The organism is Roseomonas acroporae (genome assembly GCF_023223525.1).
Lineage (GTDB): Bacteria > Pseudomonadota > Alphaproteobacteria > Acetobacterales > Acetobacteraceae > Roseomonas_E > Roseomonas_E acroporae.
The window spans coordinates 156,164-182,432 of sequence record NZ_JALPRX010000038.1; the positions used below are offsets into that span (position 1 = coordinate 156,164).

The following is a 26,269-nucleotide window of genomic DNA, read 5'->3' on the forward strand; positions in this document are numbered from 1 at the left end:
AGCCATGCCGGAGACACGCAGCGACAGCGACGCCAAGGCCAAGGTCTGGGAGATGATCCGCGACGTGAAGGTCGCGGTGCTCGTGACCAACGGCGCGGATGGCCACCTGCACGGACGCCCGATGGTCGCGGTGCAGGACGAGCCGTTCAACGACACGCTCTGGTTCTTCACGCCCGCGGAAGGCGGCGTCGCCGACGAGATCGGCAGCGATCCGCAGCTGCTGCTGAGCTACAGCAACCCCTCCTCGCAGGACTATGTCTCGGTCGCGGGGAAGGGCGAGATCGTGCGCGACGCGGCGATGCAGAAGAAGCTGTGGTCGGAAGGGATGCGGACCTGGTTCCCCAAGGGTGCCGAGGATCCGGGCCTCGCGCTGCTCAAGGTGACGGTGGAAGGCGCGGAGTACTGGGACGCGCCCTCCTCCACCATGGTCTACGCCTACGGCTACCTGAAGGCGCGCCTGACCGGCGAGCCGCCGCATCCGGGCGAGGTCGCCAAGGTGGACTTCAGGCGCTGAGGCCGGTCCGCGCGGGTCCCGGACACCGCCCCGCACACGCCCCGACCCGTGCGGGGCGATCGCGCGTGGGGCAGCCGGCGCGGCCGCGCGTGGGAGCCGGGGCCTTGTCGGGCGGGGCCGGAGCGTAGCGGCGCCCCGCGCCGTCGCGGGAGGCGGCGCCGTGCATCCCGGCGCCTTCCGGCCCGGCGAAGCGCCGTGATAGCCCTGCCGGCGCCCGAGCCGGAGTCCCGAGGATGATCCGCCGCCGAACGTCGCCACGCCCGCGTCTGCGGGCGGCCCTGCTGCCGCTGTTCCTGCTGGCCGCGCTGCCGCCACCGGCGCATGGGCAGGCGCCCGACCGGGAGACGCCCAACCGGGAGACGCCCGACCGGGAGACAACGGGCGGTGAGGCGCGCGGCGCGCCGCCGGCCGTCGCGGCGTCGCCCGTGGCCGCGCCGCTGCGGGTCGTCGCCGCCGCGCCGCTGCGCACCGCGCTGACCGAGGCGATCGAGGCGTTCCGGCAGGGCGCGCCCACCGCGCCGATCGGCGTGGCCTTCGGCGGCGCGCCGGCGGTGGCGGCACGCATCGCCGCCGGGGACGGGCCGGACCTGTTCCTCTCCGCCGGGATGGCGCCGGCGGCGGCGCTAGCCGAGGCGCAGGGACGCCCGGCGGTGCTGCTCGCCCGGGACCGGCTCTGCGTGCTGGTGCGCCAGGGATTGCTGGTGGAGGAGGACGGGCTGCTGGACAGGCTGCTGAACCGGGGCACGCGCCTCGCCATCGCGCCGCCGGGAAGCGATCCGGCCGGCGACGACGCGCTCGCGCTGTTCGCCCGTGCCGAGGCGGTCCGGACCGGGGCACGTGTCATGCTGGAGGAGAAGGCGCTTCGCCTGGTCGGCAGCCCGCCGCCGCCGCCCGGCCAATTGCCGGAGGCGGCCCCGCTGGCGACCGACCGCGCCGACCTGGTGCTGGCGCGCTGCTCGGCCGCCGCCGCCGCGGCGCGGCAGGTGGCCGGAGCGCGCGTGCTGCCGCTGCCGGCCGAGCTGGCGGTGGTGTCGGCATACGGGATGGCGGTGCTGTCGGACCGGCCGGAGGCGTCGCGGCTGGCGCTGTTCCTGCTCTCGCCGGAAGGACAGGCGATCCTGGCGCTGCGCGGCTTCGAGGCGCCGCTGCGGCCGGAACCGTAGCGGCCCGGCCGCCGCAGGCGCGGGCGGTCGTCGCCGGGCCGCCTGCCCGGTTCGCGGCTCCGGCGGGCCTGCGTTCCTGCCCGCCGCATCGCCTTGGCCGCGGGTGGGGTGCACGGGGACGGGCCGGCGCGAACGCCGCCCCCGTTGCTACCCGCCCGGCAGCGCCGCGGCGTCGCGCGCGGCGGCGATGACGGCCTCCGGTACCTGCCAGTCCCGCAGCAGCGCCGGCAATCCGGCGGCGTCGGGAACGGTGGCGGGGCGGATGGCGCCGGGGGTGCGGCCGAAGCGCGGGGCCGGGGCAGGCTGCGTGACGCCGTCCACCGTCGCGTAGGTGCCGCGCGCGCGGTGGTGCGGGTGCGACGGCGCCTCGCCGATCGAGAGGATGGGCGCGACGCAGGCATCGCTCTCGGCGAACACGGCGGCCCAGTGGTCGCGCGGCCGGGCGCGGAAGGTTTCCGTCAGCCGGGCGCGGATCGCCGGCCAGCCGGCGCGGTCGTCGCGCGGCGGCAGGCTCGCAGGGTCGATGTCGAGCCGGCGCAGCAGCTCGTCCCAGAATTGCGGCTCCAGCGCGCCGACGCCGACATGGCGGCCATCGGCGGTCTCGTAGGTGTCGTACCAGGGCTCGCCGCCGTCGAGGCGGTTCACGCCGCGCTCGTCGCGCCAGCGGCCATCGGCGAGCATGCCCTGGAAGGCCGTCATCAGGCTCGCGGCGCCATCCACCATCGCCGCGTCCACCACCTGGCCGCGGCCGGAGCGGGCGCGCTCGTGCAGCGCGCACACCACCCCGAAGGCGAGGTAGAGCGCCCCGCCGCCGTAGTCGCCGACGAGGTTGAGCGGCGGCACCGGCCGTTCGCCGGCACGGCCGATCGCGTGCAGCGCGCCGGAGAGGGCGATGTAGTTGATGTCGTGGCCGGCGTTGCGCGCGAGCGGCCCTTCCTGGCCCCAGCCGGTCATGCGGCCGTAGACGAGGCGCGGGTTGCGCGCGAGCGCAGTCTCGGGGCCGAGGCCGAGGCGCTCCATCACGCCGGGGCGGAAGCCCTCGAGCACGATGTCGGCCTGGTCGAGCAGCGCGGCGGCGAGGGCGCGGCCCTCGTCGCGACGGAGGTCGACCGCGACGAAGGTGCGGCCGCGCCGCATGATGTCGATGCGCGCGGGGCCGCCGGCGCTGCCCGGACCGGTCCCGGGGGGGCGGGGCTGGGACGTGCCGGCCTGGGAGGTGCCGGGCTGGGACGTGCCGGCCTGGGGCGTATCGGCCTGGGGCCGCTCGATGCAGAGCACCTCGGCACCGAGATCGGCCAGCAGCATGGTGCAGAGCGGCACCGGGCCGATCGCGGCCATCTGCACCACGCGCAGGCCGGAAAGCGGGCCCGGCGCGGCCGGGGTGGAGGCGGGCACGCCTTGGTCGGCGCTCACCGGCGGCGCGCCGGGGTGCGGATGGGCCGCCCCGACGAGGCTGCGGATGGTCGGCCCCCGGGGCCTCGCGCGTCGATCATGCCGTTCTCCTCCCGTGCGCCGCTGCCTGGGCCCCGCTTGGTCGGGGGTGTCCGCCACCCTGCGAATCGGCGGGCGCAGGCAGGCTCCGCCCGACCTCGCCGGCCAGGGGCGGCCGCGGCGGCGAAGCGTAGGACAGGGCCGTGGCCCGCGCAAAAAATAGTTTGCTGCTTGGAACCGGTTGCCTCTACAGCGGCATGCCGTGCCCGCCGGGACGGCGGATCGCGGCGCGGCCGCCGGCCGCGGACGGTCCGCGCCGGGCCGCGCCGGGGAAACGGCGGCCTGCCGGGGAGAGGCTGGTCATCGATGCGGCGAGGCGGCTGCGGCAGGGGGCGATCGGGATGCTTCGGCGCGGCGCGCGTTCAGCGCAGCCACAGCTCCTCGACCTCCAGCATGCGCGCCTCCTTGGATTCGCCGAGCAGCATGTAGATGCGCGAGAGCATGGCGAGCATCCCGTCGAGCTCGTCGCCGGGAAACAGCTCGGCGAAGCGGCGCAGCAGCAGCCGCTCGAACGACTTCATCTCCGCGACGCCCGCGCGGGTGATCTCGATGCGCGCGGCGCGGCCGTCGCGCGGGTCGGCGCTGTCGCGGATCCAGCCCTTCTCGCGCAGCCCGTTCAGGCGGCTGGTGACGGTGGGCTTCTTCAGCATCGCCGCCTCGGCGATCTCGCCGGCGCGCTTGGGGCCGGAGCGCAGGAACAGCAGCGTGCGGTACTGGCCGGTGTTCATCTCGCTGCCGCGTGCCGCCTGCTCGAATTCGCGGTACAGGATCATGATGGCCCGAACGGCCCGGATCGCGGCGACGTCCTCGTGCATGCGGCTCCCTTCCGCTGGCGTCCGGCCAGCATAGCAGCGCCCCCCGGGAGCGGCCATCGGAGGAGACGCCGCCGGCCGAGGGCGCAGGGCGGGCGATCCCGCGTTTCCGACAGGGGAGGAAGACAGGCATGAGCGAGAGCAGGGACGAGGCGCCGACCACGCTGGCGCACCGCGAGGACGGCATCCTCGAGCTGACCATGAGCTACCCGCGCCGGCGCAACGCGCTGGCGCGCGAGCTGCGCGAGGCGCTGGTGGCGCATCTGGAGCGCGGCATGGCCGACCCGGACTGCCGCGCCATCATCCTGACCGGCGCGGGCGGGCATTTCTGCGCCGGCGGCGACATCTCCGGGATGAGCAGCAACTCCGGCATCGAGACGCGCAACCGGCTGAGCTGGGGCCACGACCTCATCAAGCTGCTGGTCAACGGCGACAAGCCGGTGATCGCGGCGGTGGAGGGGCACGCGGCGGGGGCGGGGCTCTCGGTGGCGGCGGCCTGCGACATCGTGGTGGCCTCGCGCGCGGCGGTCTTCACCTGCTCCTTCAACAGGATCGGCCTGGTGCCGGATCTCGGCGCCGCCTGGACGCTGTCGCGGCGCATGGGGCTCGGCCGCGCCAAGACGCTGATGCTGCTGGGCAAGTCGGTCGAGGCGGCGGAGGCGGAGCGCCTCGGCATCGTCGACCGGCTCGCCGAGGCGGGCGGGGCGCTGGAGGCGGCGCGGGCGCTGGCGCGCGACCTCGCGGCCACGGCGCCGCTCTCGGCGGCGATGAGCAAGTCGCTGCTCAACCGCGCGCTGGCGCCGCTGGAGGAATCGCTGCGCGCCGAGGCGGACGCCCAGGGCCTGCTGTTCACGACGGAGGATTCCGCCGAGGGGCGCGCGGCGTTCATGGAGAAGCGGGCGCCGCGGTTCCGCGGGCGCTGAGCGGAGGCCGACGGACAGGGGGGGGGCAGGCGGGGCGGGCAGGCGGCGGGCGCGGGCGGGGCCCTTGCCTCCGTCTCCCGCGCGGCGGCGGGGTTCAGCCCGCCGGGCGGATCCACATGCGCGTGGTGCCGCCCGAGCCGTCCGTCTCCATCGCCGCCACGAAGGGCCCCGTGCCGCTCAGCACGATCCGCTGCACCACGGCGCGCACGCGCACCGAGAGGGGCACCAGGGTGATCTTCCAGTTGTCGTCGGCGTAGGCGGTGAAGCCGACCTCGTGGTAGCGGCGCAGCGTGGCGAGGTCGCCGGCCAGGGTGGCGCGGATCGCCTCCACCAGCGGCCGGATCTCGGGCGCCTGGTCCAGGCTCAGCTCGGTGCGGACGTTCTGGTCCGGCCGCTCCAGCAGCAGCCGGTCGCCGGCGACGATCAGCCGCTCCGGGCTCGGGTCGGTGGTGATCTTCTCCAGGTGGTCGGGCGCGGACCAGCGCAGCGTGCCGCGGCTGGGCAGCGGCAGCTCCAGCTCCGGGATCGCCTTCTCCTCGGTGAAGGTGGCGCGGCTCTCGCGCACCGCGGCGAAGCGGCGCATCAGCGTCTCGATCCTCGTCGTTTCCGGGGCCGGTTCCAGGGCCGCTGCCGGGGCTCCCCCCGCCCGGGCGCGCGCTGCCGGCACGGGGAGGGCGAGCAGGGCCGCCGCCCTCAGGAGGTCGCGTCGGCGGGCGCGCATGGCGGGTCGAGCTCCTGCCAGAAGTCGTAGAAGTTGAACCAGTTGTAGGGGTGTTCCCGGCACAGCGCCTCGACGCGCGCGGCGTAGTGGCCGACGCTGGCGGCGAGGCCCGCGGCGCGGTCGGCGCGGTCGAGGCGGATGCGCTCGGAGAAGGACTCGAAGCGGATCTCGTAGCGACGCGGGCCGGTCCACAGGCCGAAGGCCAGCACCACGGGCGCGCCGAGCACGCTGGCCAGCAGGTGCGGCCCGACCGGCAGGGCGGCGGGGGCGCCGAGCAGCGGCACGGGCACCGTCCGCTCCCCGTGCGGCGCCCGGTCGGCGAGGATGCCGATCAGCCCGCCGCGCTCCAGGCACTCCTTGGCGCGCAGCATGGTGTCCGGCCGGCCGAGCGGGATCACCATGGCGGCGACGCCGGGGGCGATGGCGTTGAAGAAGGCGTTGGCCTGCGCCGCGTTGTCCTCGTACATCAGCGCCCGCACCTCGACCGGGCAGCCCGAGGCGGCCAGCGCGCGCAGCACCTCGAAGGAGCCGAGATGCGCGCCGAGCAGGATGCAGCCCTCCCGCGCATCCACCCGCGACTGCACCGCCTCCAGCCCGCTCACCCGGATCTCGTAGCCCCGCAGGCGGCCGCTGAGCAGGAAGACGCGGTCGAGGATGGTGGAGGCGAAGGTGAAGTAGAGCCGGAACAGGTCGCGCCGGGCCGGGGCGCGGCCGAGCGCGCGGGCGAGGTAGCGGCGCGCCGCCGCGCGCTGCGGCGCCGGCGAGAAGAGCAGGAAGTAGGCGGTGACGGGGTAGAGCAGCCAGTGCACGGCGCCCCAGCCGAGCCGCAGGGCGAGGCGGGCCATCAGCCGCATCCCGCCCAGGCTGCCGCGCTCGCGCTGCGTCGCCCAGCCGGCATGGGTGGCGGCGGGCAGGGTGAGGGAGCGGCTCACGCCCCGCCCCACGCCGGGGCGGGGTCCGCCGCCTCCAACTCGCCCGTCAGCACCACCGTGCCGCGGCAGAGCGCGGTGAAGGCGATGCGCGGCGCGCCGACGCGCAATTCCAGCGTCACCGTCTCTCCGGGGCCGACCGGGGCCAGGAACTTGGCGCGGTGCAGCCGGACCGGGCCGCTCGGCAGGCTTGGCGCCGGTCCCGCCTCCGGGACCGCCCCCGGGAGATCCCCTGGGAGATCCCCTGGAAGCGCCCCCGGGGCCGTCAGGGCGGCGAGCACCGCGTCCAGCAGCACCACGCCCGGCACCACCGGATGGCCGGGGAAGTGGCCGGGCAGCGACGGATGGCTGGCCGGCACGGTGAATTGCGCGCGGCGCGTGCCGCCCTTCCCGGGCATCGGGACCGTTGCCGGGGGCGGGGTCATGGGAAGGCCGGAACGCCCGACAGGGCACCGCGTCGCAGCGAGTCGAGCGTGCCGCGCTGCAATTTGCCGACGGCGTCGCGCGGCAGGCGCGGCAGCAGCAGCAGCGGGCGCGGCAGGAAGACGGGCTCGACCTGCTCGCGCAGCGCGGTGAGGATGTCGGCGGCGGTCAGCCCCGGGGCCACGGCGAAGGCGGCCAGGCGCGCGGCCGGGTTCCGCTCCAGATCGTCCGGCGCCATGAACGCGCCGTCCTGCACGCCGGGGATCGCGTTCAGCAGCCGGTTGAGATGACCGAGCGAGGTGCGTCGGCCCGCCAGCTTGACCATGTCCGCGCGTCGGCCGAGCAGGCGGAAGCCGCCGGAATCGGTCAGGGCGATCTCGTCGGCGAGCGCGGTTTCCGGCAGGCCGGGCACGGCGGCCCAGGCCTCGCCCGCCCCGTCGAGGCGCAGCGTGGTGCCGCGGTAGGGCAGCCAGTCCGGCCCGGCGAGGGTGCGGCGGCTGGCGATCGAGCCGACCTCGGTGGCGCCGTAGATCTCCAGCACCGGCGCGCCGAGGGCGGCCTCCGCCGCCTCGGCGAGGCTGGCCGCGAGCGGCGCGGTGGCGGAGATCAGCGCGCCGAGCGGCGGCAGGGAGAGGCCGCCCGTGCCCCGGCTCCCCTCATCCTGGCCCTCCTCGCCCTGGCCGGACCCGCCCCGCTCTCCCGCCGCCCGGTCGGTCGCGCCCTCGGCGGCGACCAGCAGGCTGCGCAATTGCAGCGGCGTCGTGACCAGGACGCGCCGGCCCGGCATCGCCCGGAGCGCCCGCGCCACGTCGTCCGGATAGAAGGCGGCCCCGGCATGCACGGCGCAGGGGGCCTGCAGCGGCAGCATCACGGAGGTCTCGAAGCCGTACATGTGCTGCGGCGGCACGGTGGCGACCACGGTGGCGGGGTCCGCCGGGTCGTCGAGCCCGAAGCGGGCCGCCGCGGCCCCGGCGCCGGTGACCAGCGAGCCCCAGGGCTTGCGGTGCGCCACCGGCACGCCGGTGCTGCCGGAAGTGAAGGCGATGGCGGCCACGCGCCCGGCCGGGATGGCGGGGTTGGGGGCCGTCGCTCCGGCCGGCATCCCGCCGGGCTGCGGCGCCGAGGACACCGGCACCACCGGCAGCGGCGCGTCGTCGATCGGCTCGTCGCACAGCGCGTAGGCGCCCGGATAGGCCGCGGCCAGCTCGCGCAGGCGGCGCGGCGAGCGGTCCGAGGAGAGCAGCGTGACGTGGCCACGGGCGAGCGCGGCGGCGAAGCCGAGGATGGCGTGGTAGCGGTCGGCGCAGAGGTTGATGGCGTGACGCGCGGCGCCCCCGGCAGCCGGGGCGTCGTCGGCCACCGAGGCCGGTGCGCCGTCCGCGGGCAGCCGCGCCGACAGCAGCGCGACCTCGGCCAGGAAGCGATGGCCGGTGATCGCCTCGGCCTGCCCCGCCGGCAGGCCGGCGGTGCGCCGCACCAGAACCGCGTCGGCGGCGCGGCCCAGCAGGGGCAGCTCAGCCGGCATGGGGAAGCGCGCCCGGGGCGGCCCGGCCCTGCCCGGCATGGAACCGCCAGACGGCACCGAGGGTGCGCCGCGGCGAGGCGGCCAGGTGCGGGAAGCGCCGCCGGCGCACCAGGTGCTCGCCGAGGAACAGCCCCGCCAGCAGGACCGGCGTGAACGCCGGGACCGGGCCCGCCGTGCCGGCGGACGCGGGCAGCGACGCCCCCTGGAAGGCCGCCAGGGCCAGGAGCACGGCCGCCCAGAAGCCGGTCAGCCCGCGCGCATAGGCGACGCATTCCGGCGGCACCCGCCCGTGGTCGAGGCGGATGTAGCGGATGATGAGCGCCTCCCGTCCCGGCCGCAGCGTCGAGGCGAAATGCAGCGACGCCGCCAGCAGGCCCAGCGCCGGCAGCAGGGGCAGCGCCCGTTCCGCCAGGCGCGGCCAGAGCCAGTGGCCGCAGAGCGCCAGCGCCAGCGCCGTCGCCAGGCCCGCCAGCAGCCGCGCCCGGCCCGCCCGGGCGCTTTCCCGGACGCCGCCGGCGGCACTCCCGATGGGGCTCCAGGGGATGCAGGAGGGGGCGAAGGCCACGGCGAGCCCGGCCAGCACGGCCACGGCCAGATCCGCCACGCCGGCGAGGCGCGCCAGGAACAGGAGCAGGCCGCCCAGCGCCGCCACGACCAGCCTGCCCGGCATCCGCCCCGTCGGCCGCGGGGACAGGGCCGGCGGGTGGCTGGGGCCGTCGGCGCGGGGTGGGCAGGATACCGGGTGCCGCGCCGAGGCCGGCGCCGGGTCCCGGTTCCGTTCCCCTGGCGTGTCCCCTGGCGTGTGCGGTGCCGTTGCCGGCCCATCCATGGCCTAGCGGGTCCGGTGCTGCTCGATATGCGCGGCGAGGGAGCGGAGCGAGGCGAAGATGCGGTGGTTGCGCTCGTCGTCGGAGCGGAGCTGGAAGCCGTAGCGGCGCGAGATCGCCAGCGCGATCTCGAGCGCGTCGATCGAATCGAGGCCGAGGCCCTCGCCGAACAGCGGGGCGTCGGGGGCGATCTCGGCGGGTTGCACCTCGAGATGCAGCGATTCGACGATCAGCTTCGCGACTTCGGCTTCCAGATCGACGGTCGTACTCACCTGCTCATCCCTCCCGGCCTGTACGCCGTCCCGCCCTGCCGGGGGGCGGCCCGTGACGACGGAAACGATCCGCCAGATCGGCGGCCTGCCCCCGGGTCGTCCCAGCATCGTCGCCGGAGCTTACCGGCCGCTTGCTTAATCGAGACTTTCCATAATCTTAGCCTAGCAGCGCCCCCAGTTGGCGACAAGCGTGCGCGTTGCGCAACCGTTGCGACCGGCCGGGGGCGGGCGCTCCCGTGCCAGCCCTTCGGGCGGACCGTGTGACGCCTGGCAATATCGTTCGGCATCGCGGCGCGATGATGGCGGGCGGGCGCGGCCAGGGGTCACGGCTGCGCGATCCCCGCGTGCGGGGGGGGGGCGGGGGCGGGGGAGCGGGGCGGGCGGGACGGCGCGGGGGGCGGGCGAGAGGCGGGCGCCGGGAACAACGAGCTGCGGCGAACCGCCCGCGGCGGCCGCGGGCGGGCGTCAGTTCGTCGCCTGGATCAGGTCGCGGACCACCGGATAGATCTGGGCGTTCCAGCGCTTGCCGTTGAACACGCCGTAGTGGCCGACGCCGGTCTGCAGGTGGTGGCGGCGCATGGTCACCGGGATGCCCTCGCACAGGTCGAGCGCCGCCATGGTCTGCCCCACCGAGCAGATGTCGTCGTTCTCCCCCTCCACGGTGAGCACCGCGGTGCGCCGGATCGCGGCCGGCCGCACCGTCTCGCCGTGATGCTTCATGCGGCCGAGCGGCAGGTCGTCGTCCTGGAAGATGGCCTTGACGGTCTGCAGGAAGAACTCCGCCGGCAGGTCCATCACCGCGAAGTACTCCTCGTAGAAGCGCCGGTGCGCCTCGGCCGCCGCCAGCTCGCCCTCCACCAGCGCCTTGTACTGGTTCAGGTGCGCGCGCATGTGCCGCTCCATGTTCATCGACATGAAGGCGGTGAGCTGCGTCAGCCCGGGATAGACGCGCCGCCCCGCCCCCTGGAAGCGCCAGGGCACGGTGTCGATCATGCTCCGCTCGAACCACTCGATCGGATGCTCCCGGGCCAGCTCGTTCACCTTGGTCGGGCTGATGCGCGTGTCGATCGGGCCGGCCATCAGCGTCATGGAGCGCGGCTGGAAGCGGCTGCGCGTCTGCGCCATCACCGAGACGGCGGCCAGCACCGGCACCGTCGGCTGGCACACCGCCAGCACGTGGCTGCCCGGGCCCTCGGTGCCCTGCCCGTTCGGGTCCTCGCCCATCACCTCGAGGAAGGTGATGATGTGGTCGACGAACGCATCGAGGTCGAAGCGCCCGGCGGAAAGCGGCACGTCGCGCGCGTTGGTCCAGTCCGTGATGTAGACGTCGTTGTCCTGCAGCAGGGTGCGCACCGTGCCGCGCAGCAGCGTGGCGAAGTGCCCCGACATCGGCGCCGCCACCAGCAGGCGCGGCTGGCGCACGTCGATGTCCTTGCGGAAGTGCAGGAGCTTGCCGAAGGGCGTGGTGTGCGCCACCTCCTCGCGCACGTCCACGATCCGGTTGCCCACGCGCACGCGGCTGATGCCGAAGTCCGGCCGGCTGTGGGTGACCCGGAAATTCCCCATCACGTCCAGCGCCGCCGACATCCGGCGCATGCTGGAGGCGCCGTACTGGTGCGGGTGGGAGGGCCACAGCAGGCGCGCCATGCCGCGTGCGTAGTCCTGGTAGGGGGCCATGAAATCGGCCTGCGCCTGGAATAGCTCGTAATTCATTCGAGGGCGGTGTCCCGGGATCAGCGCGGGCGGCGCTCCGGCTGCGCCGCCGCTCCTGCATGCTGGCGCCACTCTATCGCAGTGCAGCGTCCGGGGAAGCCCAAACGGCATGGGCAGGGTTGCGATCCGCGTCGCCGTCGCCCGCACCGGCGGCGCCGTTCGTGCCGGTGGCACCGTTCGTGCTGAGAGCGTCGTTTGTGCTGATGGCACCGCCCGTGATGATGGCGCCGTTCGTGCCGGCGGCACCGCTCGTGCTGGCAGCGCCGTTCGTGCTGGCAGCGCCGTTCGTGCCGACGGCACCGTTCGTGCTACAGCGAACGGCCCTGTGATGACCCGGAATCGTGCGCGGCGCCGTCCGCGGCACCCGCCGGGCATCGCCGTGATGGGGTGTGAACGAGGGAGCCGGCCGCATGGCGGAAGCGAAGCTGCTCATAAGCAGCCGTAATTACTCTTCCTGGTCGCTGCGTGGCTGGCTGCTGTGCCGGCTCGCGGGGTTGGATTTCGAGGTGTCCGTGGTCTCGCCGGAGGATCCGGTGGCCAAGGCCGAGCTGCTGATGCGGGCCTCCTCCTTCCTGCTGCCCTGCCTGGTGCAGGGCGACATCTCGGTCTGGGACACGCTCGCGATCGCCGAGCACCTCAACGAGCAATTCCCGAAGGCGGGCATGCTGCCCAAGGACAAGGCGGCGCGTGCCCGTTGCCGCGCCATTTCCGGCGAGATGCATTCCGGCTTCGGCGCGCTGCGCGCCTCGCTGCCGATGAACCTGCGCGCCCACCGGCCGGGCTTCCTGCTCTGGTCCGGCCCCAAGGCGGATATCGAGCGCATCCAGACCATCTGGCGCGAATGCCTGGAGACCTGGCAGGGCCCCTGGCTGTTCGGCGCCAGGCCCAGCATCGCCGACGCCATGTACGCGCCGGTGGTGACGCGCTTCCTGACCTACGACGTGAAGCTCGACCCGCTCTCGGCCGGCTACGCCGAGACCATCATGAAGTGGCCCGACATGGCGGAATGGGTCGCGGAGGCCAAGCGCGAGCCGGAGCAGATCACCGAACTCGAGGTGGACGCCGAATTCTGACGCCGGCCGCGGCCGGCGCCGCGGGCCGGTGCCATGCGGGCGGCGTCGCGCCGGGCAGGGCCCTCCCGTGCAGGGCCATCCCGCGCCGCCCGCCGGGGGCAGCGTGCGCGGGCGGGGATCAGCCCGGCGCGGCCTCGCCGGGACGCAGCAGGGCGCGCAGCGTGCGGGCGACATCGTCGATGTGCCGCCGCAGCAGCGCGCAGGCCGCCTCGGTACGGCCCGCGCGGCAGAGGCGGAGCAGCTCGGCATGCTCGTGCTCGGCGCGCGGCGATGCCCCGGCGGAGGCGGAGAGCTGGATGCGCGTGTAGCGGTCGCATTCCTGCAGCAGCGTGGTGACGAGGGCGAGCGTCCGCGGCCGTCCGGCATGCCGGTACAGGGCGAGGTGCAGCGCCGTGTTCAACGCGCCCCACCGGCCGATGTCCTGCCCGCGCAGCGCCGCCGCGTACTCGGCCTGCATCATGTCGAGCGCGGCGTGGTCGGCCTCGGTCAGCAGCGGCGCGGAGGCGGCGAGCAGGCGCGGCTCCAGGTCCGCCCGCAGCTCGTACACCTCCAGCATGCCCTCGGCCGAAAGCTCCGAGACGGTGGCGCCGCGATGCGGGGCGAGCTTCACCAGCCCCTCGGCCTCGAGCTGGAAAAGCGCCTCGCGCACCGGGATGCGGCTGGCACCGAACTCCCCGGCCAGCACGTCCTGCCGGAGCTGCGCGCCGGCCTCGTAGCGGCCGTCCAGGATGCGCTGCCGGATCTCCTCGACCAGCGCGGCCGAGACGGTCCGGTGGGCCAGCCCCTTGCCGTGCGCCGCGGGACGGGCCACCGGCCGCGGCGCGGCTGTCCTGGTGTCGATCGTCATGCGTCGGACATTGACACAAGGATTTTATAAAATCTACAAAGATGGCCAACAAGACATTCCGGCCCGCCGCTGCGCAGGGCCGCAAGCAGACCGACAGGAGGAGGCCGGCCGGCGGGCAACACCCCGCGGGACTGGCGCGGCACGACCCTCAGGAAGCAGGAACAGCCCATGCATCTCCATCGTCGGGCCATGCTGGGCGGCGCCGCCGCCCTCGCCGCCGCCACGCTCGGCCGGCCGAGCCTCGGCCAGGGAACCGGCGGAGGCGCCGGTGGCCGCGGCAGCGTGGTGCGCTTCATCCCCTCGACGCCGCTGCCCTCGCTCGACCCGATCAGCGCCACGAGCTACGTGATCCGCAACCACGGCTACCTGGTCTACGACACGCTCTTCGCGACGGACGAGCACTTCAACATCCGCCCGCAGATGGTGGAGAGCTGGGACACCGCCCCGGACAGGCTGCGCTGGACCTTCCACCTGCGCGACGGGCTGCTGTTCCACGACGAGACGCCGGTGCGCGCCGCGGACTGCATCGCCTCGATCAAAAGGTGGTCGGCGCGCGACGCCTTCGGGCAGACGCTGGCCGGCTTCGTCGAGGGCTACGAGGCGGTGGATGCGCGCACCTTCGCCATCCGCCTCAAGCGCCCCTTCCCGCTGCTGCCGGACGCGCTCGGGAAGATCTCGTCCAACGTGCCCTTCATCATGCCCGAGCGCATCGCCAGCACCGATCCGATGCGCAACATCGCCGAGGCGATCGGCTCCGGCCCCTGGCGCATGCTGCAATCCGGCTGGGTGCCGGGCCAGACGGCGAGCTACGAGCGCTTCGCGAAGTACAGGCCGCGCGAGGAGGCGCCCTCCTGGGCCGCCGGCGGCAAGGTGGCGAAGATCGACCGCATCGAGTGGCTGGCCCTGACCGAGCCCGCCGCCGCCGTCGGCGCGATCACCCAGGGCGAGGTGGACTGGTACGAGCAGCCGCCCGTGGACCTGCTGCCCGTCCTTCGGCGCGACCGCAACATCGAGGTGGTGAACGTCCCCCTCGGCCTGTCGCTCATCATGCGCTTCAACCAGACCCAGGCGCCGTTCAACAACCCGAAGGTGCGCCAGGCCCTGGCCATGGCGGCGAACCAGGCGGACTACATGCAGTCCGTGGTCGGCTCGCCCGACTACTACGCCGAGAGCAAGTCGTTCTTCACCCGCGGCACGCCGATGTCCACCGGCGCCGGCGGCGCCGAGGCGATGCGCGCCGACCTCGCCCGCGCCAGGGCGATGCTGAAGGAAGCGGGCTACGGCAACGAGCGCGTCGTGCTGCTGGCGCCGGCCGACCAGCCCATCGCCTACAACCAGTCGCTGGTCTCGCAGGACCTGCTGAAGCAGCTCGGCATGAACGTCGACCTCGTGGCGACGGACTGGGCCAGCTTCATCGGCCGCCGCGCCAACCGCGGCCCGGTGGAGGCGGGCGGCTGGTCGATGTTCCACACGCTGTGGTCGGGCGCCGACACGCTGAACCCGGCCATGCACACGCTGCTGCGCGCCAACGGCTCGGCCGCCTGGTTCGGCTGGCCGGAGGACACGACGCTGGAGGGGCTGCGCGACCAGTGGCTGGCCGCCACCGACGACGCGGCGCGCAAGACCCTGGCGGGGCAGATCGAGCAGCGCGCCTTCCAGTCGCTGCCCTACGTGCCGATGGGGCAGGTGCAGCAGCCGATGGCGTACCGCAAGAGCCTCCGGGGCATGGTGCTGGCGCCGGCCCAGTTCTTCTGGAACATGGAGAAGCAGGGCTAGAGCGGATCGCCGGCGGGCGGACACGCCCGGCGGCGTGAATCCGCGCCGGGAACAACGAGCTACGGCGAACCGCAGTCCCAACCGGACTGCGGTTCGCCGTGGCGGGGAAGGCTGCGCCTTCCCCTGCACCCCTTCCGCCTGGGGAAGGCGCAGCCTTCCCCAGACCCCATCCGCCAGGAACCTCAAGTTCCTGGACCTCCGCCGGCGTTTTGGGCCTCGCGGGTTGAACCGTCGGGGGCGAAAACCGAACGGGGGTTCCAAGGGGGCTTCGCCCCTTGGCGGGAGGATGCAAGGAGGGCGGTGCCCTCCTTGCCGGGGTCCGGGGCAGCGCCCCGAAAGGAGCCGACACGCATGCAGTCCGCCGAATCCCTCGGTGCCGCGCTCGACCTCCCCGCCCCGCCCGCCACCGAGGCCGAGGCGGAATCCCTGGCGCGCGCGCATTTCGGAGTCGAGGCCCGGGCGCGTGCCCTCTCCGGCGAGCGCGACCGCAACTTCCACCTGCGCGACGCCGCCGGCCGCGACTACGTGCTCAAGGTCGGCCATCCGGCCGAGGACCCGGCCGTGCTCGACCTCCAGGGCCGCGCCCTGCTGCATGTCGCCGCGCGCGACCCCTCGCTGCCGGTGCCCCGCGTGCTGCTGGCGGACGGGGCGCCGCAGGCGGCGTGGCAGGCGCCCGGCCTGCCGCCGCGCATGGTGCGGCTGCTCACCTATCTGCCCGGCCGGCCGCTGGCCGAGGTGCCGGCGGACGCGGCGCAGCGCCGCGCGATCGGCGCCTGCCTCGCGCGGCTCGACCTGGCGCTGGGCGACTTCCGCCACCCGGCCGAGGGGCACGACCTGCTCTGGGACCTCCAGCGCATGGCGCGCGTGCGGCCGCTGCTGGCCGAGGTGCCGGCCGACCGGCGCGACCTGCCGCTGCGCTTCCTCGACCGCTTCGAGGCGCACGTCCTGCCCGCTCTGCCAGGGCTGCGCGCGCAGCTCGTCCACAACGACTTCAACCCGCACAACGTGCTGGCGGCCGGGGATGACGACCGGCGCGTCGCCGGCATCATCGACTTCGGCGACATGGTGCGCGCGCCGCTGGTGCAGGACGTGGCGACGGCGGCGGCCTACCAGCTCTCGGCGGCGGGGCTCGACGGCGTGGCCGAGCTGGCGGCGGCCTTCCACGCGGTGCTGCCGCTGCGCGCCGAGGAGGTGGCGGTCCTGGCCGACCTCACCGCCGCGCGCCTCGTGCTGACCATCGCGATCAGCTCCTGGCGCGCGGCGCGGCATCCGGGCAACGCGGCCTACATCCTGCGCAACCAGGGGCGTGCCTGGGAGGGGCTACGCCGGCTCGACGCCATCCCGCGCGAGGCGGCCGTGGCCGCGCTGCGCGCCGCCTGCCCGACGGGCTGACAACGCCCCCGCGCCGGGCCGAGGAAGCGTGCCGGACCGCCTGGATGCGGACCGGGACGAGACGACAGCCCGGGCGGTGCCGGCCGGGCCAGCATCCCTGGCGCGGGCCGCATGCCCGCGCGATCCGCAGCCGGGCCGCGCGCCCGACGGAAGAGGCGAGAGCGCCATGTCGATGATCAACGCCTACGACGCCAACGCCGCCACGGCGATCCCCGAGCGCGAGCGGGCGCTGATCGCGCGGCGCGAGCGCCTGCTGGGGCCGGCCTATCGCCTGTTCTACGCCAACCCCGTCCACGTCGTGCGCGGCGAGGGCGTCTGGCTGTACGACCCGGACGGGAACGCCTATCTCGACGTCTACAACAACGTCGCCTGCGTCGGGCACTGCCACCCGCGCGTGGTGGCGGCGCTGTCGCGGCAGGCGGCGGTGCTGAACACCCATACGCGCTACATCACCGACGGCATCCTGGACTACGCCGAGCGGCTGCTCGCCACCTTCCCGGCGGGGCTGGCGCCGGGCGCGGGCCACGCGATGTTCACCTGCACGGGCAGCGAGGCGAACGACCTCGCCTACCGCATCGCCTGCGCCCATACGGGCGGCACGGGCTTCGTCGTCACGCGGCTCGCCTATCACGGGGTGACGTCGGTGCTGGCCGGCATGTCGCCCTCGCTCGGGCCGCAGCAGCCGCTGCTGCCGAACGTGCGCACCGTGCCGGCGCCGGACCTCTACCGTGCCGGCGGCGCGGATGTCGGGGAAAGCTTCGCGGCCCAAGTGCGCGCGGCCGTCGCCGACCTCGCCGCGCAGGGCATCCGGCCGGCGGCGCTGCTGGTGGACACGATCTTCTCCTCGGACGGCGTGCTCTCCGACCCGCCGGGCTTCCTGCGGCCGGCCGTGGCCGCGATCCGCGAGGCAGGCGGGCTGTTCATCGCTGACGAGGTGCAGCCGGGCTTCGGCCGCACCGGGGAGGGGATGTGGGGCTTCGCGCGGCACGGGCTGGTGCCGGACATCGTCACCATGGGCAAGCCGATGGGCAACGGCCATCCCGTGGCCGGGCTGGTGGCGCGTTCCGACCTGCTGCGCGGCTTCGGCGAGCGCACGCGCTACTTCAACACCTTCGGCGGCAACCCGGTCTCCTGCGCGGTGGGCATGGCGGTGCTCGACGTGATCGAGGAGGAAGGGCTGATCGGGAATGCGCGCGTGGTCGGCGAGATGATGCGCGCGGGCCTGCGCGAGCTGGCGGCGCGCCACGCGCTGATCGGCGACGTGCGCGGCGCCGGGCTGTTCGTGGGCATGGAGCTGGTGACGGACCGCGCGACGCGCGCGCCCGCGACCGCCGCCACGGCGCGGCTGGTGAACGCGCTGCGCGCGCGGCGCGTGCTGATCAGCGCCGCCGGGCCGCATGCCAACATCCTCAAGATCCGCCCGCCGCTGGTGTTCGGGCGCGAGCATGCCACGCTGTTCCTGACGGCGATGGACGAGGCGCTCGGCGAGGTGGCGGCCGGCTGACGCCGGCGGCAAGCGGACGCCCGGCGGGAGGCCGGGCGTCGCCGGGCACGAAACCGGGATGGCCGGAAAGGGTTCGCCCCGCTCCTGCTGGCAAGGGCGAAGGCGGGGTGCGATTCCCTGGAACAGGTGGGGCGAGGCAGGCTGCCTGGAGCGGATCGCCGACGGACGGACACGCCCGGCGGCGTGAATCCGCGCCGGGAACAACGAGCCACGGCGAACCGCGGTCCCAACCGGACTGCGGTTCGGCGTAGCGCTTCCCGCCGCGCAAGGCGTTCCGGCGAATCGCCGTCCCGCACATGCCTCGCGTCACGGTGCGTGACCGCCGGCACTATCGATGTCTGGCAGGAAAGGCTTGGCAGGCGGGCGGGAGGAGCAGGGACCTGTCGCAGCCACCCGGTCCCCGGGGTGGAAGTGGCTTCCGGCTGGCGGAAGCCGGCGATGGCTGCGCATCGCGACTACGTGAAAGATGGCGCGCCCAGGAAGATTCGAACTCCCAACCTCCAGATCCGTAGTCTGGCGCTCTATCCAGTTGAGCTATGGGCGCATCCGCCGCATCGCGGCGCGGCCGGGGAAATAGCGGAGCGGCGCGCGCCGCGCAACCCCCCTTTCCCCGGCCTGGCGAGGATAATTCAGGCGGCCAGCTTGTCGAGCTCGCGCAGCACCGCCTCGCCCATCACGCTGGTGCCGATGCGCGCCATGCCGGGCTGCATGATGTCGGCGGTGCGCAGGCCGCCGGCCAGCACCTTCTCCACCGCCTGCTCGATCAGCGTCGCATCCTCGTCCATGTCGAAGGACCAGCGCAGCAGCATCGCGAAGGAGAGGAGCTGGGCGCAGGGATTGGCGATGCCCTTGCCGGTGATGTCGGGCGCCGAGCCGTGCACGGGCTCGTACAGCGCCGCGCGGCGCCCGTCGGCGCCGACCGCGCCGAGCGTCGCCGAGGGCAGCATGCCGAGCGAGCCGGTGAGCGCCGCGGCGAGGTCCGAGAGCAGGTCGCCGAACAGGTTGCTCGCCACGATCACGTCGAACTGCTTCGGGCGGGAGGCGAGCTGCATCGCGCAATTGTCGGCGTACATGTGGGTCAGCTCGACCTCGGGGTACTCGGCGCGGCCGATCTCGCCCACCACGGCGCGCCACAGGCGGCCGGACTGCATCACGTTGGCCTTCTCGACCGAGCAGAGCTTGCCGCCGCGCTTCTTCGCCAGGTCGAAGGCGACGCGCGCGACGCGGGCGATCTCGTCCTCGGTGTAGACCTCGGTGTCGATGCCGCGGCGCTTGCCGTCCGGCATGGTCTCGATGCCGCGCGGCTCGCCGAAGTAGATGCCGCCCGTGCTCTCGCGCACGATCATGATGTCGAGGCCGCGCACGAGGTCGGCCTTGAGCGAGGAGGCGTCGGCCAGCGGGTCCTGCACCTTGGCGGGGCGCAGGTTGGCGAACAGGCCGAGCTCCTTGCGCAGGCGCAGGATGCCGAGCTCGGGGCGCTGCTCGAAGGGCAGCCCGTCCCATTTCGGGCCGCCGACGCTGCCGAACAGCACGGCGTCGGCGTTGCGCGCCTTCTCGACCGTGGCATCGGAGCAGGGCGTGCCCTCGGCGTCGATCGCGGCGCCGCCGACCAGCCCGTCCTCCAACTCGAAGCTCACGGCGCGGCGACGGCTCATCCAGTCGATGACGCGGCGTACCTCGCGCATCACCTCGGGCCCGATGCCGTCACCGGGCAGAACGAGGAGCTTCTTGTTGGCGGCCATGCAGGAACTACTCCGTCAGGAAGGGGCGCCCGAGCCCGGAATCATGGGGACAGCCATCACGGGTACAGCCAGGGCTGCGCGGCCTTCTGCCGCGATTCGAAACCGTCGATCACCGCGCCGCGCTGCATGGTCAGCCCGACATCGTCGAGGCCGTTGAGCAGGCAGTGGCGGCGGAAGGGATCGACGCTGAACGGGATCTCCTCGCCGTTCGGGCGGATCACCACCTGCTTCTGCAGGTCGACCGTCAGGCGGGCGTTCGGGCCCATCTGCGCGTCCTCGATGAGCTGGTCGCAGACGGCGCGCGGCAGCTTCACGGGCAGGATGCCGTTCTTGAAGCAGTTGCCGTGGAAGATGTCGGCGAAGTCGGGCGCGATCACGCAGCGTATGCCGAAGTCGAGCAGCGCCCAGGGCGCGTGCTCGCGCGAGGAGCCGCAGCCGAAATTCTCGTGCGCGACCAGAATCTCGGCGTGTCGGTAGGGCTCGCGGTTCAGCACGAAGTCGGGGTTCTCCTCGCCATCCGACTTGTAGCGGAGATTGGCGAACAGACTCTTGCCGAGGCCGGTGCGCGCGATGGTCTTGAGGAAGCGCGCGGGGATGATCTTGTCGGTGTCGACATTGGCCATCGGCAGGGGGGCCGCGATGCCGGTCAGCGTCGTGAAGGGGGTCATGATGCGTTCTCCTGCCCGGCGCTCAGGCGGCCTGCCGTTCCGGCAGCGGCGCGGGCGCCGGCGCCAGGTCGCGCACGTCGGTCAGCCGGCCGGTGACGGCGGCGGCGGCGGCCATGGCGGGGGAACAGAGATGGGTGCGCCCGCCCGGGCCCTGGCGGCCCTCGAAATTGCGGTTCGAGGTGGAGGCGCAGCGCTGCCCCGGCGTCAGCTTGTCCGGGTTCATGCCGAGGCACATGGAGCAGCCCGCCTCGCGCCACTCGAAGCCCGCCTCCAGGAAGACGCGGTCCAGCCCCTCGGCCTCGGCCTGCTTCTTCACGAGGCCGGAGCCCGGCACCACCATGGCGCGCACGCCCGGCGCCACGCGGCGGCCGCGCGCGACGGCGGCCGCCGCGCGCATGTCCTCGATGCGGCCGTTGGTGCAGGAGCCGATGAAGACCACGTCCACCGCCAGCTCCCGCAGGGGCTGGCCCGGCGTCAGGCCCATGTATTCCACCATGCGGCGGAGCTGGGCGCGGCGCGCCTCGTCCGCCGCGTCCTCGGGGTCCGGCACGGTGGCGGTGATCGGCAGCACGTCCTCGGGGCTGGTGCCCCAGCTCACCTGCGGCACGATCCCGGCGGCATCGAGGCGTACCTCGGTGTCGAAACGCGCGCCCGGGTCGCTCGGCAGGGTCTTCCACCAGGCGACGGCGCGCTCGAAGGCCTCGCCCTTGGGCGCGTGCTCGCGGCCCTTGACGTAGGCGAAGGTGGTCTCGTCGGGGGCCACCAGCCCGGCGCGGGCGCCGGCCTCGATGCTCATGTTGCAGACCGTCATGCGCCCGGCCATGTCGAGGGCGCGGATCGCCTCGCCGGCGAACTCGATGACGTGGCCGGTGCCGCCGGCGGTGCCGATCTTCGCGATGATCGCCAGCACGATGTCCTTGGCGGTGCAGCCGGCCGGCAGCGTCCCGTCCACCGTGACGCGCATGTTCCTCGCGCGCTTCTGCAGCAGGGTCTGGGTGGCGAAGACGTGCTCCACCTCGCTCGTGCCGATGCCGAAGGCGAGGGCGCCGAGCGCCCCGTGCGTCGAGGTGTGGCTGTCGCCGCAGACGATGGTCATGCCGGGCAGGGAGAGGCCCAGCTCCGGCCCGATGATGTGGACGATGCCCTGCTTCTCGCTGGCCAGCGGGATGTAGGGCACGCCGAAGGCGGCGACGTTGCGCTCCAGCGTCTCCACCTGCAGCCGGCTCTCGGGCTCGACGATGGTGGTGTGGCGGCTGGCGTCGGTGGGGACGTTGTGGTCCACCACGGCGATGGTCGCCTCCGGCCGGCGCAGCCTGCGCCCGGCCTGGCGCAGCCCCTCGAAGGCCTGCGGGCTGGTGACCTCGTGGATGAGATGGCGGTCGATGTAGAGCAGGCCGGTCCCGTCCTCGGTGGTCTCGACGAGGTGGGCATCGAAGATCTTGTCGTACAGGGTGCGCGGCGTCGGCTCGGTCATCGTTCTCATCCCCCAGCGGGCCCGCCGGCCGGCTCGTTGGCCGGCGGCTTCAGCCCCGTCCGACTTTGCCGCAGCGGCGGCACCGGACAAGGCGCGAAAGGCCGCCGGCCACGAGGGCCAGCGTTGCGTCCCGCGCGCCGTTCCGCGCGGGACGGTACCGGATCAGTCCTGCTGCCCCACGGACTGCTCGGCGGGCGCCTCGACATTGGCCCCGGCGCGGGCGACGCTGTCGGCCGTGCTCGGCGCGCGGCCGGCGGTCAGCTTCTCCACGATGCGGGCGGACTTGCCGGTGCGGCCGCGCAGGTAATAGAGCTTCGCGCGCCGCACCTTGCCCCGGCGCACCACCGCGATCTCGGCGATGCTCGGCGAGTAGAGCGGGAAGACGCGCTCCACGCCCTCGCCGTAGGAGAGCTTGCGCACGGTGAAGTTGCTGTGCACGCCCTTGTTGGAGCGGGCGATCACCACGCCCTCGTAGGCCTGGGTGCGGGTCCGCTCGCCCTCGACCACGCGCACCATCACGCGCACCGTGTCGCCGGCCTCGAACTCGGGCACCGCGCGGGCGGCGAGGAGGCGGGAGCGCTGCGCCTCGTCGAACTGCTGGAGCAGGTTCATGTCTCGAAGGTCCTTCTCGAAGTAATATTTATGTGTCGGTTGGCCCGGGAACAAGCAACGATGCGTCGCTGTTCCGGCCATGATGTCGCAACCACAGGTCGGGGCGGCGCTGCCGGGTCGCGTTTTCCGCCTCGGCCCGGCGCCAGCGCGCCACCTCGGCGTGATGGCCGGAGAGCAGGACTTCCGGAACCGCGCGGCCCTGCCACGCGGCCGGCCGCGTGTAGTGCGGGTATTCCAGCAGCCCGTCCGCGTGGCTCTCCTCCTCGGCGCTGGCGGTCGCCCCCATGATGCCGGGCAGCAGGCGCACGCAGGCATCGAGCAGCACCAGCGCCGCCGGCTCGCCGCCGGAGAGCACGTAGTCGCCCACCGAGACCTCGCGCATGGCGCGGGCCTCGATCACCCGCTGGTCCAGCCCCTCGTAGCGGCCGCAGAGCAGGATGCAGCCCGGCCCCGCCGCGATCTCCCGCACCAGCGCCTGGTCGAGCAGGCGGCCGCGCGGGGTGAGGTAGATCAGCGGCCGGTCCGGCCCTGCCGCGATGGCGTCGGCGCAGGCCGCGTCCACCACGTCCGGGCGCAGCACCATGCCGGCGCCGCCGCCGAAGGGCGTGTCGTCCACGCTGCGGTGGCGGTCCGTGGCGAAGTCGCGCAGCTGGCGCGCCTCCAGCCGCCAGCGCCCCTCGCGCAGGCCGCGCCCGGCGAGCGACAGGCCGAGCGGCCCCGGGAACATCTCGGGGAACAGGGTCAGGACGGTGGCGTGCCAGCTCACGCGGCATCCTCCGATCCGGGGTCCTGCCGCTCGAACTGCTCCGGCGGGATCGACACCTCCCCGGGTGGGGCCACCACGACACGGCCGCCGGCCAGGTCGACGACCGGCACGGCGGCGCGAGTGAAGGGCACCAGCCGTTCCGTCCCGTCCGGGCCGTGCAGCGCGAGGTAGGGGCCGGCGCCGTGGTCCTCCACGTTGCGGACCGTGCCGAGATCCTCCCCCGCCATGGTTTCGGCCGAGAGGCCGATCAGGTCGGCGAGGTAGAACTCCTCCTCGTCCGCCGGCGGCAGCCGCTCGCGCTCGACGTAGAGGCGCGTGCCGGTCAGCCGCGCGGCGGCGTCCCGGTCGGCGACGCCCTCGATGCGCGCCAGCCCGTCGGCCAGCAGCGTCAGCGCGAAGCGCCGCGTGCCGTGCTCGTCGGTCAGCGGGCCGTAATCGGCGATCGCACCCGGCTCGGCGGTGAAGCTGCGCAGCCTCACCAGCCCGCGCACGCCGTGCGGCCGGCCGATCTCGCCCACCAGGATGCGCCGCTGCGCCATGGCTCAGGAGGTTCCGCTGGAGATCCCGTCAGGCCCGCCCGGCCGGGCTCAGCCGGCCGCGGCGGCGGCCGCGGCGGCGCGCTCCTGCGCCTTCTTCTTCGGCGCGGACTGCTTCGGCTGCTCGCGGAACTCGGGCTTCGGCGCGAGGCCGGCATTGCCCAGGAACTTCGCCACGCGGTCGGTCGCGACCGCGCCCTGGCCCAGCCAGTGCGTCAGGCGCTCGCCCTGCAGGCGGATGCGGTCGGCGTGCTCGGAGGGGAGCATCGGGTTGTAGCTGCCCACCTTCTCGATGAAGCGGCCGTCGCGCGGCGAGCGGCTGTCGGCCACCACGATGTGGTAGTAGGGGCGCTTCTTGGCGCCGGCGCGCGCGAGGCGGATCTTCAGGCCCATCTTGTGTTCCAGTCGCTCCTGGGTGTGCGGGAAGGTGCGTCGCCCGGCGGGGCCGGGCGGTGCGGTTGGTGGTGGAGGGGCCGGCGGCGGGGCCGGAAGGCCGGGCCGCCGGGGTGAAGGGGTTGGCTAGAAGGGCCGGCGGCCGCCTTTCGGGGGCATGCCGCCGGGACCGCCGAGCAGGCCGCCGGGGCCGCCCCCGGGGCCGCCCCCGAGGCCGCCACGCCCGCCGCCGGGGAGCAGCGCGCCGAGGCCGCCGCGCATCAGCCCCTTCTGGCCGAGCTTGGTCATCCGCTTCATCATCGCGGACATGTCGTCGAACTGCTTCAGCAGCCGGTTCACCTCCTGCACGGTGGCGCCGGAGCCAGCGGCGATGCGGCGCTTGCGCGAGGCCTTGATGATGTCGGGGCTGCGCCGCTCCTTCGGCGTCATCGAGGCGATGATGGCCGTGTGTCGCTTGAGGATGGTGTTGTCGAGGTTCGCGTCCTCGATCTGCGCCTTGAGCTTGCCCACCCCCGGCAGCATGCCGAGAATGCCCGAGAGCGAGCCCATCTTCCCGATCTGCTTGAGCTGCTTGGCGTAGTCGTCGAGGTCGAACTGGCCCTTGGCCATCTTCGCCGCGAGCTTCTCCGCGTCCTCGCGGTCGATCGTCTCGGCGGCGCGCTCGACCAGCGAGACGATGTCGCCCATGCCGAGGATGCGCCCGGCGATGCGGTCCGGGTGGAAGTCCTCCAGCGCGTCCAGCTTCTCGCCGGCGCCGAGCAGCTTGATCGGCGCGCCGGTGACCGAGCGCATGGAGAGCGCGGCACCGCCGCGCGCGTCGCCGTCGATGCGCGTCATGACGATGCCGGTGACGCCCACCTTCTCCTGGAAGGCGCGGGCGGTGACCACCGCGTCCTGGCCGGTCATGGCGTCGACGACCAGCAGCGTCTCGTGCGGGTTGGCGAAGCGCTTGACCTCGGCGACCTCGGCCATCAGCGCCTCGTCGATCGCGAGGCGGCCGGCGGTGTCGAGCACCACCACGTCGTAGAGCTCGCGCCGCGCCGTCTCCATGGCGCGCGCCGCGATCTCGAGCGGTGTCTGGCCGGGGACGATCGGCAGGCTGGTCACGCCGGTCTGCCGCGCCAGCGTCTCGAGCTGGAGCTGCGCCGCCGGGCGGTGCACGTCGAGCGAGGCGAGCAGGACCTTCTTCTTCTGCTTCTCGCGCAGCCGGAGCGCGATCTTGCCCGAGGTGGTGGTCTTGCCCGAGCCCTGCAGGCCGACCATCAGGATCGGCACCGGGGCGGGGGCGTTGAGGTCGAGGCCCGGCGCCGCCTTCGGCTCGCCCTCCGCGTCCACGCTGCCGCCCAGCGCCTCGACCAGGCAGTCATGGACGATCTTGACGACCTGCTGCGCCGGGGCGACGGCGCGCAGCACCTCCTGCCCCACGGCGCGCTCGCGCACCTTGGCGACCAGGTCCTTGACCACGGGGAGGGCGACGTCGGCCTCCAGCAGGGCGATGCGCACCTCGCGCAGCGCCTCGGCCACGTCGTTCTCGCCCAGCGCGCCGCGTCGGCGCAGCCGGTCGAACACCCCGTTCAGCTTGCCGGACAGCGCCTCGAACATCGTGGCGGCCTGATCCCCGTTGGTTGCGGCCCGCCCAAGACCGATCGCGCCGCTGCGCGAGCCTTCGCGGAGCGACGGAGCGTCCCGCCGGGCGGGAGCGCTGGATGGTCTCGGGAGAGGCCCGAAAGGGGGGCTTGCTAGGCCGGGCGGGCGGGGGAGTCAAGCACGGCGTGCGGCCGGGGAGGGCGACCGGGGTGGTCTGCCGGGCAGCGGCATGCGGGGGCGGGGCCGTCCCGGTCCCCGGGCCGGGCAGGCACCGCCTTCCCGGCATCCTGCCGCCCCGGCACGGGGGCAGGCAGGCGATCCCCGCCACCCGCCCGAGGGCGGATGGCGGGGCAACCGACTAGAGCCGTTCCGGCCTGACTGTATCAGGCCGGAACGGCTCCAACCTTTTGGTTTTTCGCATTTTCCGGGTCGCTGGGTGAGTACACCCAGCTTGAAAATGCTCTAGCCCTGGTCGTCGCGGAAATAGGGTTCCACCGTGCCCTGGAACTTCATGGTCATCGGGTTGCCCTTGCGGTCCAGCGTCTTGCCCAGGGTCAGGCGGACCCAGCTCTCGCTGACGCAGTAC

At 74.0% G+C, this 26,269-nt stretch carries 27 protein-coding genes and 1 tRNA gene; 8 read left to right on the forward strand and 20 right to left on the reverse strand.

The annotated features are described in order from the left end of the window. Positions 1 to 4: 4 nt before the first annotated feature. Both M0638_RS10495 and M0638_RS10500 read left to right on the forward strand, forming a co-directional pair. On the forward strand, positions 5 to 514 hold the full coding sequence (locus M0638_RS10495; RefSeq protein WP_248666932.1) for a pyridoxamine 5'-phosphate oxidase family protein: 510 nt from the start codon (positions 5 to 7) through the stop codon (positions 512 to 514). Positions 515 to 747: 233 nt separating this feature from the next. Then, positions 748 to 1,677, forward strand: coding sequence for a substrate-binding domain-containing protein (locus tag M0638_RS10500; protein WP_248666933.1), 930 nt, complete (start codon positions 748 to 750; stop codon positions 1,675 to 1,677). A gap of 147 nt (positions 1,678 to 1,824) precedes the next feature. On the opposite strand, the gene M0638_RS10505 is transcribed toward M0638_RS10500, so the two are convergent. Further along, a complete protein-coding gene (locus M0638_RS10505; RefSeq protein WP_248666934.1) occupies positions 1,825 to 3,090 on the reverse strand; it encodes a CaiB/BaiF CoA transferase family protein in 1,266 nt (421 codons plus the stop codon). A 440-nt stretch (positions 3,091 to 3,530) separates the two neighbouring features. Further along, the gene (locus M0638_RS10510) at positions 3,531 to 3,983 is read right to left on the reverse strand and encodes a MarR family winged helix-turn-helix transcriptional regulator (RefSeq protein WP_248666935.1); all 453 of its coding nucleotides are present in this window, start codon (positions 3,981 to 3,983) and stop codon (positions 3,531 to 3,533) included. 128 nt (positions 3,984 to 4,111) lie between these two features. On the opposite strand from M0638_RS10510, the gene M0638_RS10515 reads away from it, so the two are divergent. After that, positions 4,112 to 4,903: an enoyl-CoA hydratase/isomerase family protein gene (locus M0638_RS10515; RefSeq protein WP_248666936.1), complete on the forward strand. Its 792-nt coding sequence runs from the start codon at positions 4,112 to 4,114 to the stop codon at positions 4,901 to 4,903. Between the two features lie 94 nt (positions 4,904 to 4,997). Here the strand turns inward: M0638_RS10515 and M0638_RS10520 are convergent, their stop codons facing one another. The 7 genes from M0638_RS10520 to M0638_RS10550 form a co-directional block, all read right to left on the reverse strand. Further along, on the reverse strand, positions 4,998 to 5,486 hold the full coding sequence (locus M0638_RS10520; protein ID WP_248666937.1) for an outer membrane lipoprotein carrier protein LolA: 489 nt from the start codon (positions 5,484 to 5,486) through the stop codon (positions 4,998 to 5,000). A 110-nt stretch (positions 5,487 to 5,596) separates the two neighbouring features. Further along, positions 5,597 to 6,556: an LpxL/LpxP family acyltransferase gene (locus M0638_RS10525; protein ID WP_248666938.1), complete on the reverse strand. Its 960-nt coding sequence runs from the start codon at positions 6,554 to 6,556 to the stop codon at positions 5,597 to 5,599. Beyond that, positions 6,553 to 6,951: a 3-hydroxyacyl-ACP dehydratase FabZ family protein gene (locus tag M0638_RS10530; protein WP_248666939.1), complete on the reverse strand. Its 399-nt coding sequence runs from the start codon at positions 6,949 to 6,951 to the stop codon at positions 6,553 to 6,555. The genes M0638_RS10525 and M0638_RS10530 overlap by 4 nt, the downstream gene beginning before the upstream one ends. Before the next feature lie 23 nt (positions 6,952 to 6,974). Continuing rightward, positions 6,975 to 8,501, reverse strand: a complete 1,527-nt coding sequence (locus M0638_RS10535; protein ID WP_248666940.1) for an AMP-binding protein — start codon at positions 8,499 to 8,501, stop codon at positions 6,975 to 6,977. Next, positions 8,491 to 9,171, reverse strand: a complete 681-nt coding sequence (locus M0638_RS10540; protein ID WP_248666941.1) for a hypothetical protein — start codon at positions 9,169 to 9,171, stop codon at positions 8,491 to 8,493. Before M0638_RS10540 ends, M0638_RS10535 begins: the two co-directional genes overlap by 11 nt. A gap of 162 nt (positions 9,172 to 9,333) precedes the next feature. Next, positions 9,334 to 9,600 carry a phosphopantetheine-binding protein gene (locus tag M0638_RS10545; RefSeq protein WP_248666942.1) on the reverse strand — a complete coding sequence of 89 codons (267 nt, stop codon included), beginning with the start codon at positions 9,598 to 9,600 and terminating at the stop codon, positions 9,334 to 9,336. A gap of 465 nt (positions 9,601 to 10,065) precedes the next feature. Beyond that, the gene (locus tag M0638_RS10550; RefSeq protein WP_248666943.1) at positions 10,066 to 11,313 is read right to left on the reverse strand and encodes a polyhydroxyalkanoate depolymerase; all 1,248 of its coding nucleotides are present in this window, start codon (positions 11,311 to 11,313) and stop codon (positions 10,066 to 10,068) included. A 59-nt stretch (positions 11,314 to 11,372) separates the two neighbouring features. On the opposite strand from M0638_RS10550, the gene M0638_RS10555 reads away from it, so the two are divergent. Then, a complete protein-coding gene (locus M0638_RS10555) occupies positions 11,373 to 11,642 on the forward strand; it encodes a hypothetical protein (protein ID WP_248666944.1) in 270 nt (89 codons plus the stop codon). Positions 11,643 to 11,723: 81 nt separating this feature from the next. After that, positions 11,724 to 12,386: a glutathione S-transferase gene (locus M0638_RS10560; RefSeq protein ID WP_248666945.1), complete on the forward strand. Its 663-nt coding sequence runs from the start codon at positions 11,724 to 11,726 to the stop codon at positions 12,384 to 12,386. A 118-nt stretch (positions 12,387 to 12,504) separates the two neighbouring features. Here M0638_RS10560 and M0638_RS10565 read toward each other — a convergent pair whose 3' ends face one another. Continuing rightward, the gene (locus tag M0638_RS10565; protein ID WP_248666946.1) at positions 12,505 to 13,233 is read right to left on the reverse strand and encodes a GntR family transcriptional regulator; all 729 of its coding nucleotides are present in this window, start codon (positions 13,231 to 13,233) and stop codon (positions 12,505 to 12,507) included. Positions 13,234 to 13,401: 168 nt separating this feature from the next. Here M0638_RS10565 and M0638_RS10570 point away from each other — a divergent pair, with 168 nt between their 5' ends. The 3 genes from M0638_RS10570 to M0638_RS10580 all read left to right on the forward strand — a co-directional run bounded on the left by M0638_RS10570 (position 13,402) and on the right by M0638_RS10580 (position 17,905). After that, positions 13,402 to 15,009 (forward strand): ABC transporter substrate-binding protein, encoded by a 1,608-nt coding sequence (locus tag M0638_RS10570; RefSeq protein WP_248666947.1) that lies wholly within the window; start codon positions 13,402 to 13,404, stop codon positions 15,007 to 15,009. Positions 15,010 to 15,360: 351 nt separating this feature from the next. Further along, positions 15,361 to 16,401 (forward strand): phosphotransferase, encoded by a 1,041-nt coding sequence (locus tag M0638_RS10575; protein WP_248666948.1) that lies wholly within the window; start codon positions 15,361 to 15,363, stop codon positions 16,399 to 16,401. Between the two features lie 172 nt (positions 16,402 to 16,573). Further along, positions 16,574 to 17,905 carry an aspartate aminotransferase family protein gene (locus M0638_RS10580; protein ID WP_456316031.1) on the forward strand — a complete coding sequence of 444 codons (1,332 nt, stop codon included), beginning with the start codon at positions 16,574 to 16,576 and terminating at the stop codon, positions 17,903 to 17,905. Positions 17,906 to 18,372: 467 nt separating this feature from the next. Here M0638_RS10580 and M0638_RS10585 read toward each other — a convergent pair. From M0638_RS10585 to M0638_RS10630, 10 genes are all read right to left on the reverse strand, one after another. Continuing rightward, positions 18,373 to 18,449 (reverse strand) — tRNA-Arg (locus M0638_RS10585). 85 nt (positions 18,450 to 18,534) lie between these two features. Then, a complete protein-coding gene (gene leuB / locus M0638_RS10590) occupies positions 18,535 to 19,647 on the reverse strand; it encodes a 3-isopropylmalate dehydrogenase (RefSeq protein WP_248666950.1) in 1,113 nt (370 codons plus the stop codon). A gap of 56 nt (positions 19,648 to 19,703) precedes the next feature. Beyond that, positions 19,704 to 20,315 carry a 3-isopropylmalate dehydratase small subunit gene (gene leuD / locus M0638_RS10595; RefSeq protein WP_248666951.1) on the reverse strand — a complete coding sequence of 204 codons (612 nt, stop codon included), beginning with the start codon at positions 20,313 to 20,315 and terminating at the stop codon, positions 19,704 to 19,706. A 22-nt stretch (positions 20,316 to 20,337) separates the two neighbouring features. Next, entirely contained in the window at positions 20,338 to 21,789 is a 1,452-nt protein-coding gene (leuC, locus tag M0638_RS10600) for a 3-isopropylmalate dehydratase large subunit (protein ID WP_248666952.1), read from the reverse strand. A gap of 162 nt (positions 21,790 to 21,951) precedes the next feature. Then, positions 21,952 to 22,401 carry a 50S ribosomal protein L19 gene (gene rplS / locus M0638_RS10605; RefSeq protein ID WP_248666953.1) on the reverse strand — a complete coding sequence of 150 codons (450 nt, stop codon included), beginning with the start codon at positions 22,399 to 22,401 and terminating at the stop codon, positions 21,952 to 21,954. Positions 22,402 to 22,429: 28 nt separating this feature from the next. Next, complete coding sequence (gene trmD / locus M0638_RS10610; RefSeq protein ID WP_248666954.1) at positions 22,430 to 23,167, reverse strand: tRNA (guanosine(37)-N1)-methyltransferase TrmD; 738 nt, start codon at positions 23,165 to 23,167, stop codon at positions 22,430 to 22,432. Next, complete coding sequence (gene rimM / locus M0638_RS10615) at positions 23,164 to 23,706, reverse strand: ribosome maturation factor RimM (RefSeq protein WP_248666955.1); 543 nt, start codon at positions 23,704 to 23,706, stop codon at positions 23,164 to 23,166. The genes trmD and rimM overlap by 4 nt, the downstream gene beginning before the upstream one ends. A gap of 48 nt (positions 23,707 to 23,754) precedes the next feature. Further along, on the reverse strand, positions 23,755 to 24,096 hold the full coding sequence (rpsP, locus tag M0638_RS10620; RefSeq protein ID WP_248666956.1) for a 30S ribosomal protein S16: 342 nt from the start codon (positions 24,094 to 24,096) through the stop codon (positions 23,755 to 23,757). Between the two features lie 126 nt (positions 24,097 to 24,222). Then, positions 24,223 to 25,698 carry a signal recognition particle protein gene (gene ffh, locus M0638_RS10625; RefSeq protein ID WP_248666957.1) on the reverse strand — a complete coding sequence of 492 codons (1,476 nt, stop codon included), beginning with the start codon at positions 25,696 to 25,698 and terminating at the stop codon, positions 24,223 to 24,225. Between the two features lie 447 nt (positions 25,699 to 26,145). Continuing rightward, positions 26,146 to 26,269 (reverse strand): DUF3297 family protein (locus M0638_RS10630; protein ID WP_248666963.1); only part of this gene is annotated, 124 nt, incomplete at its 5' end.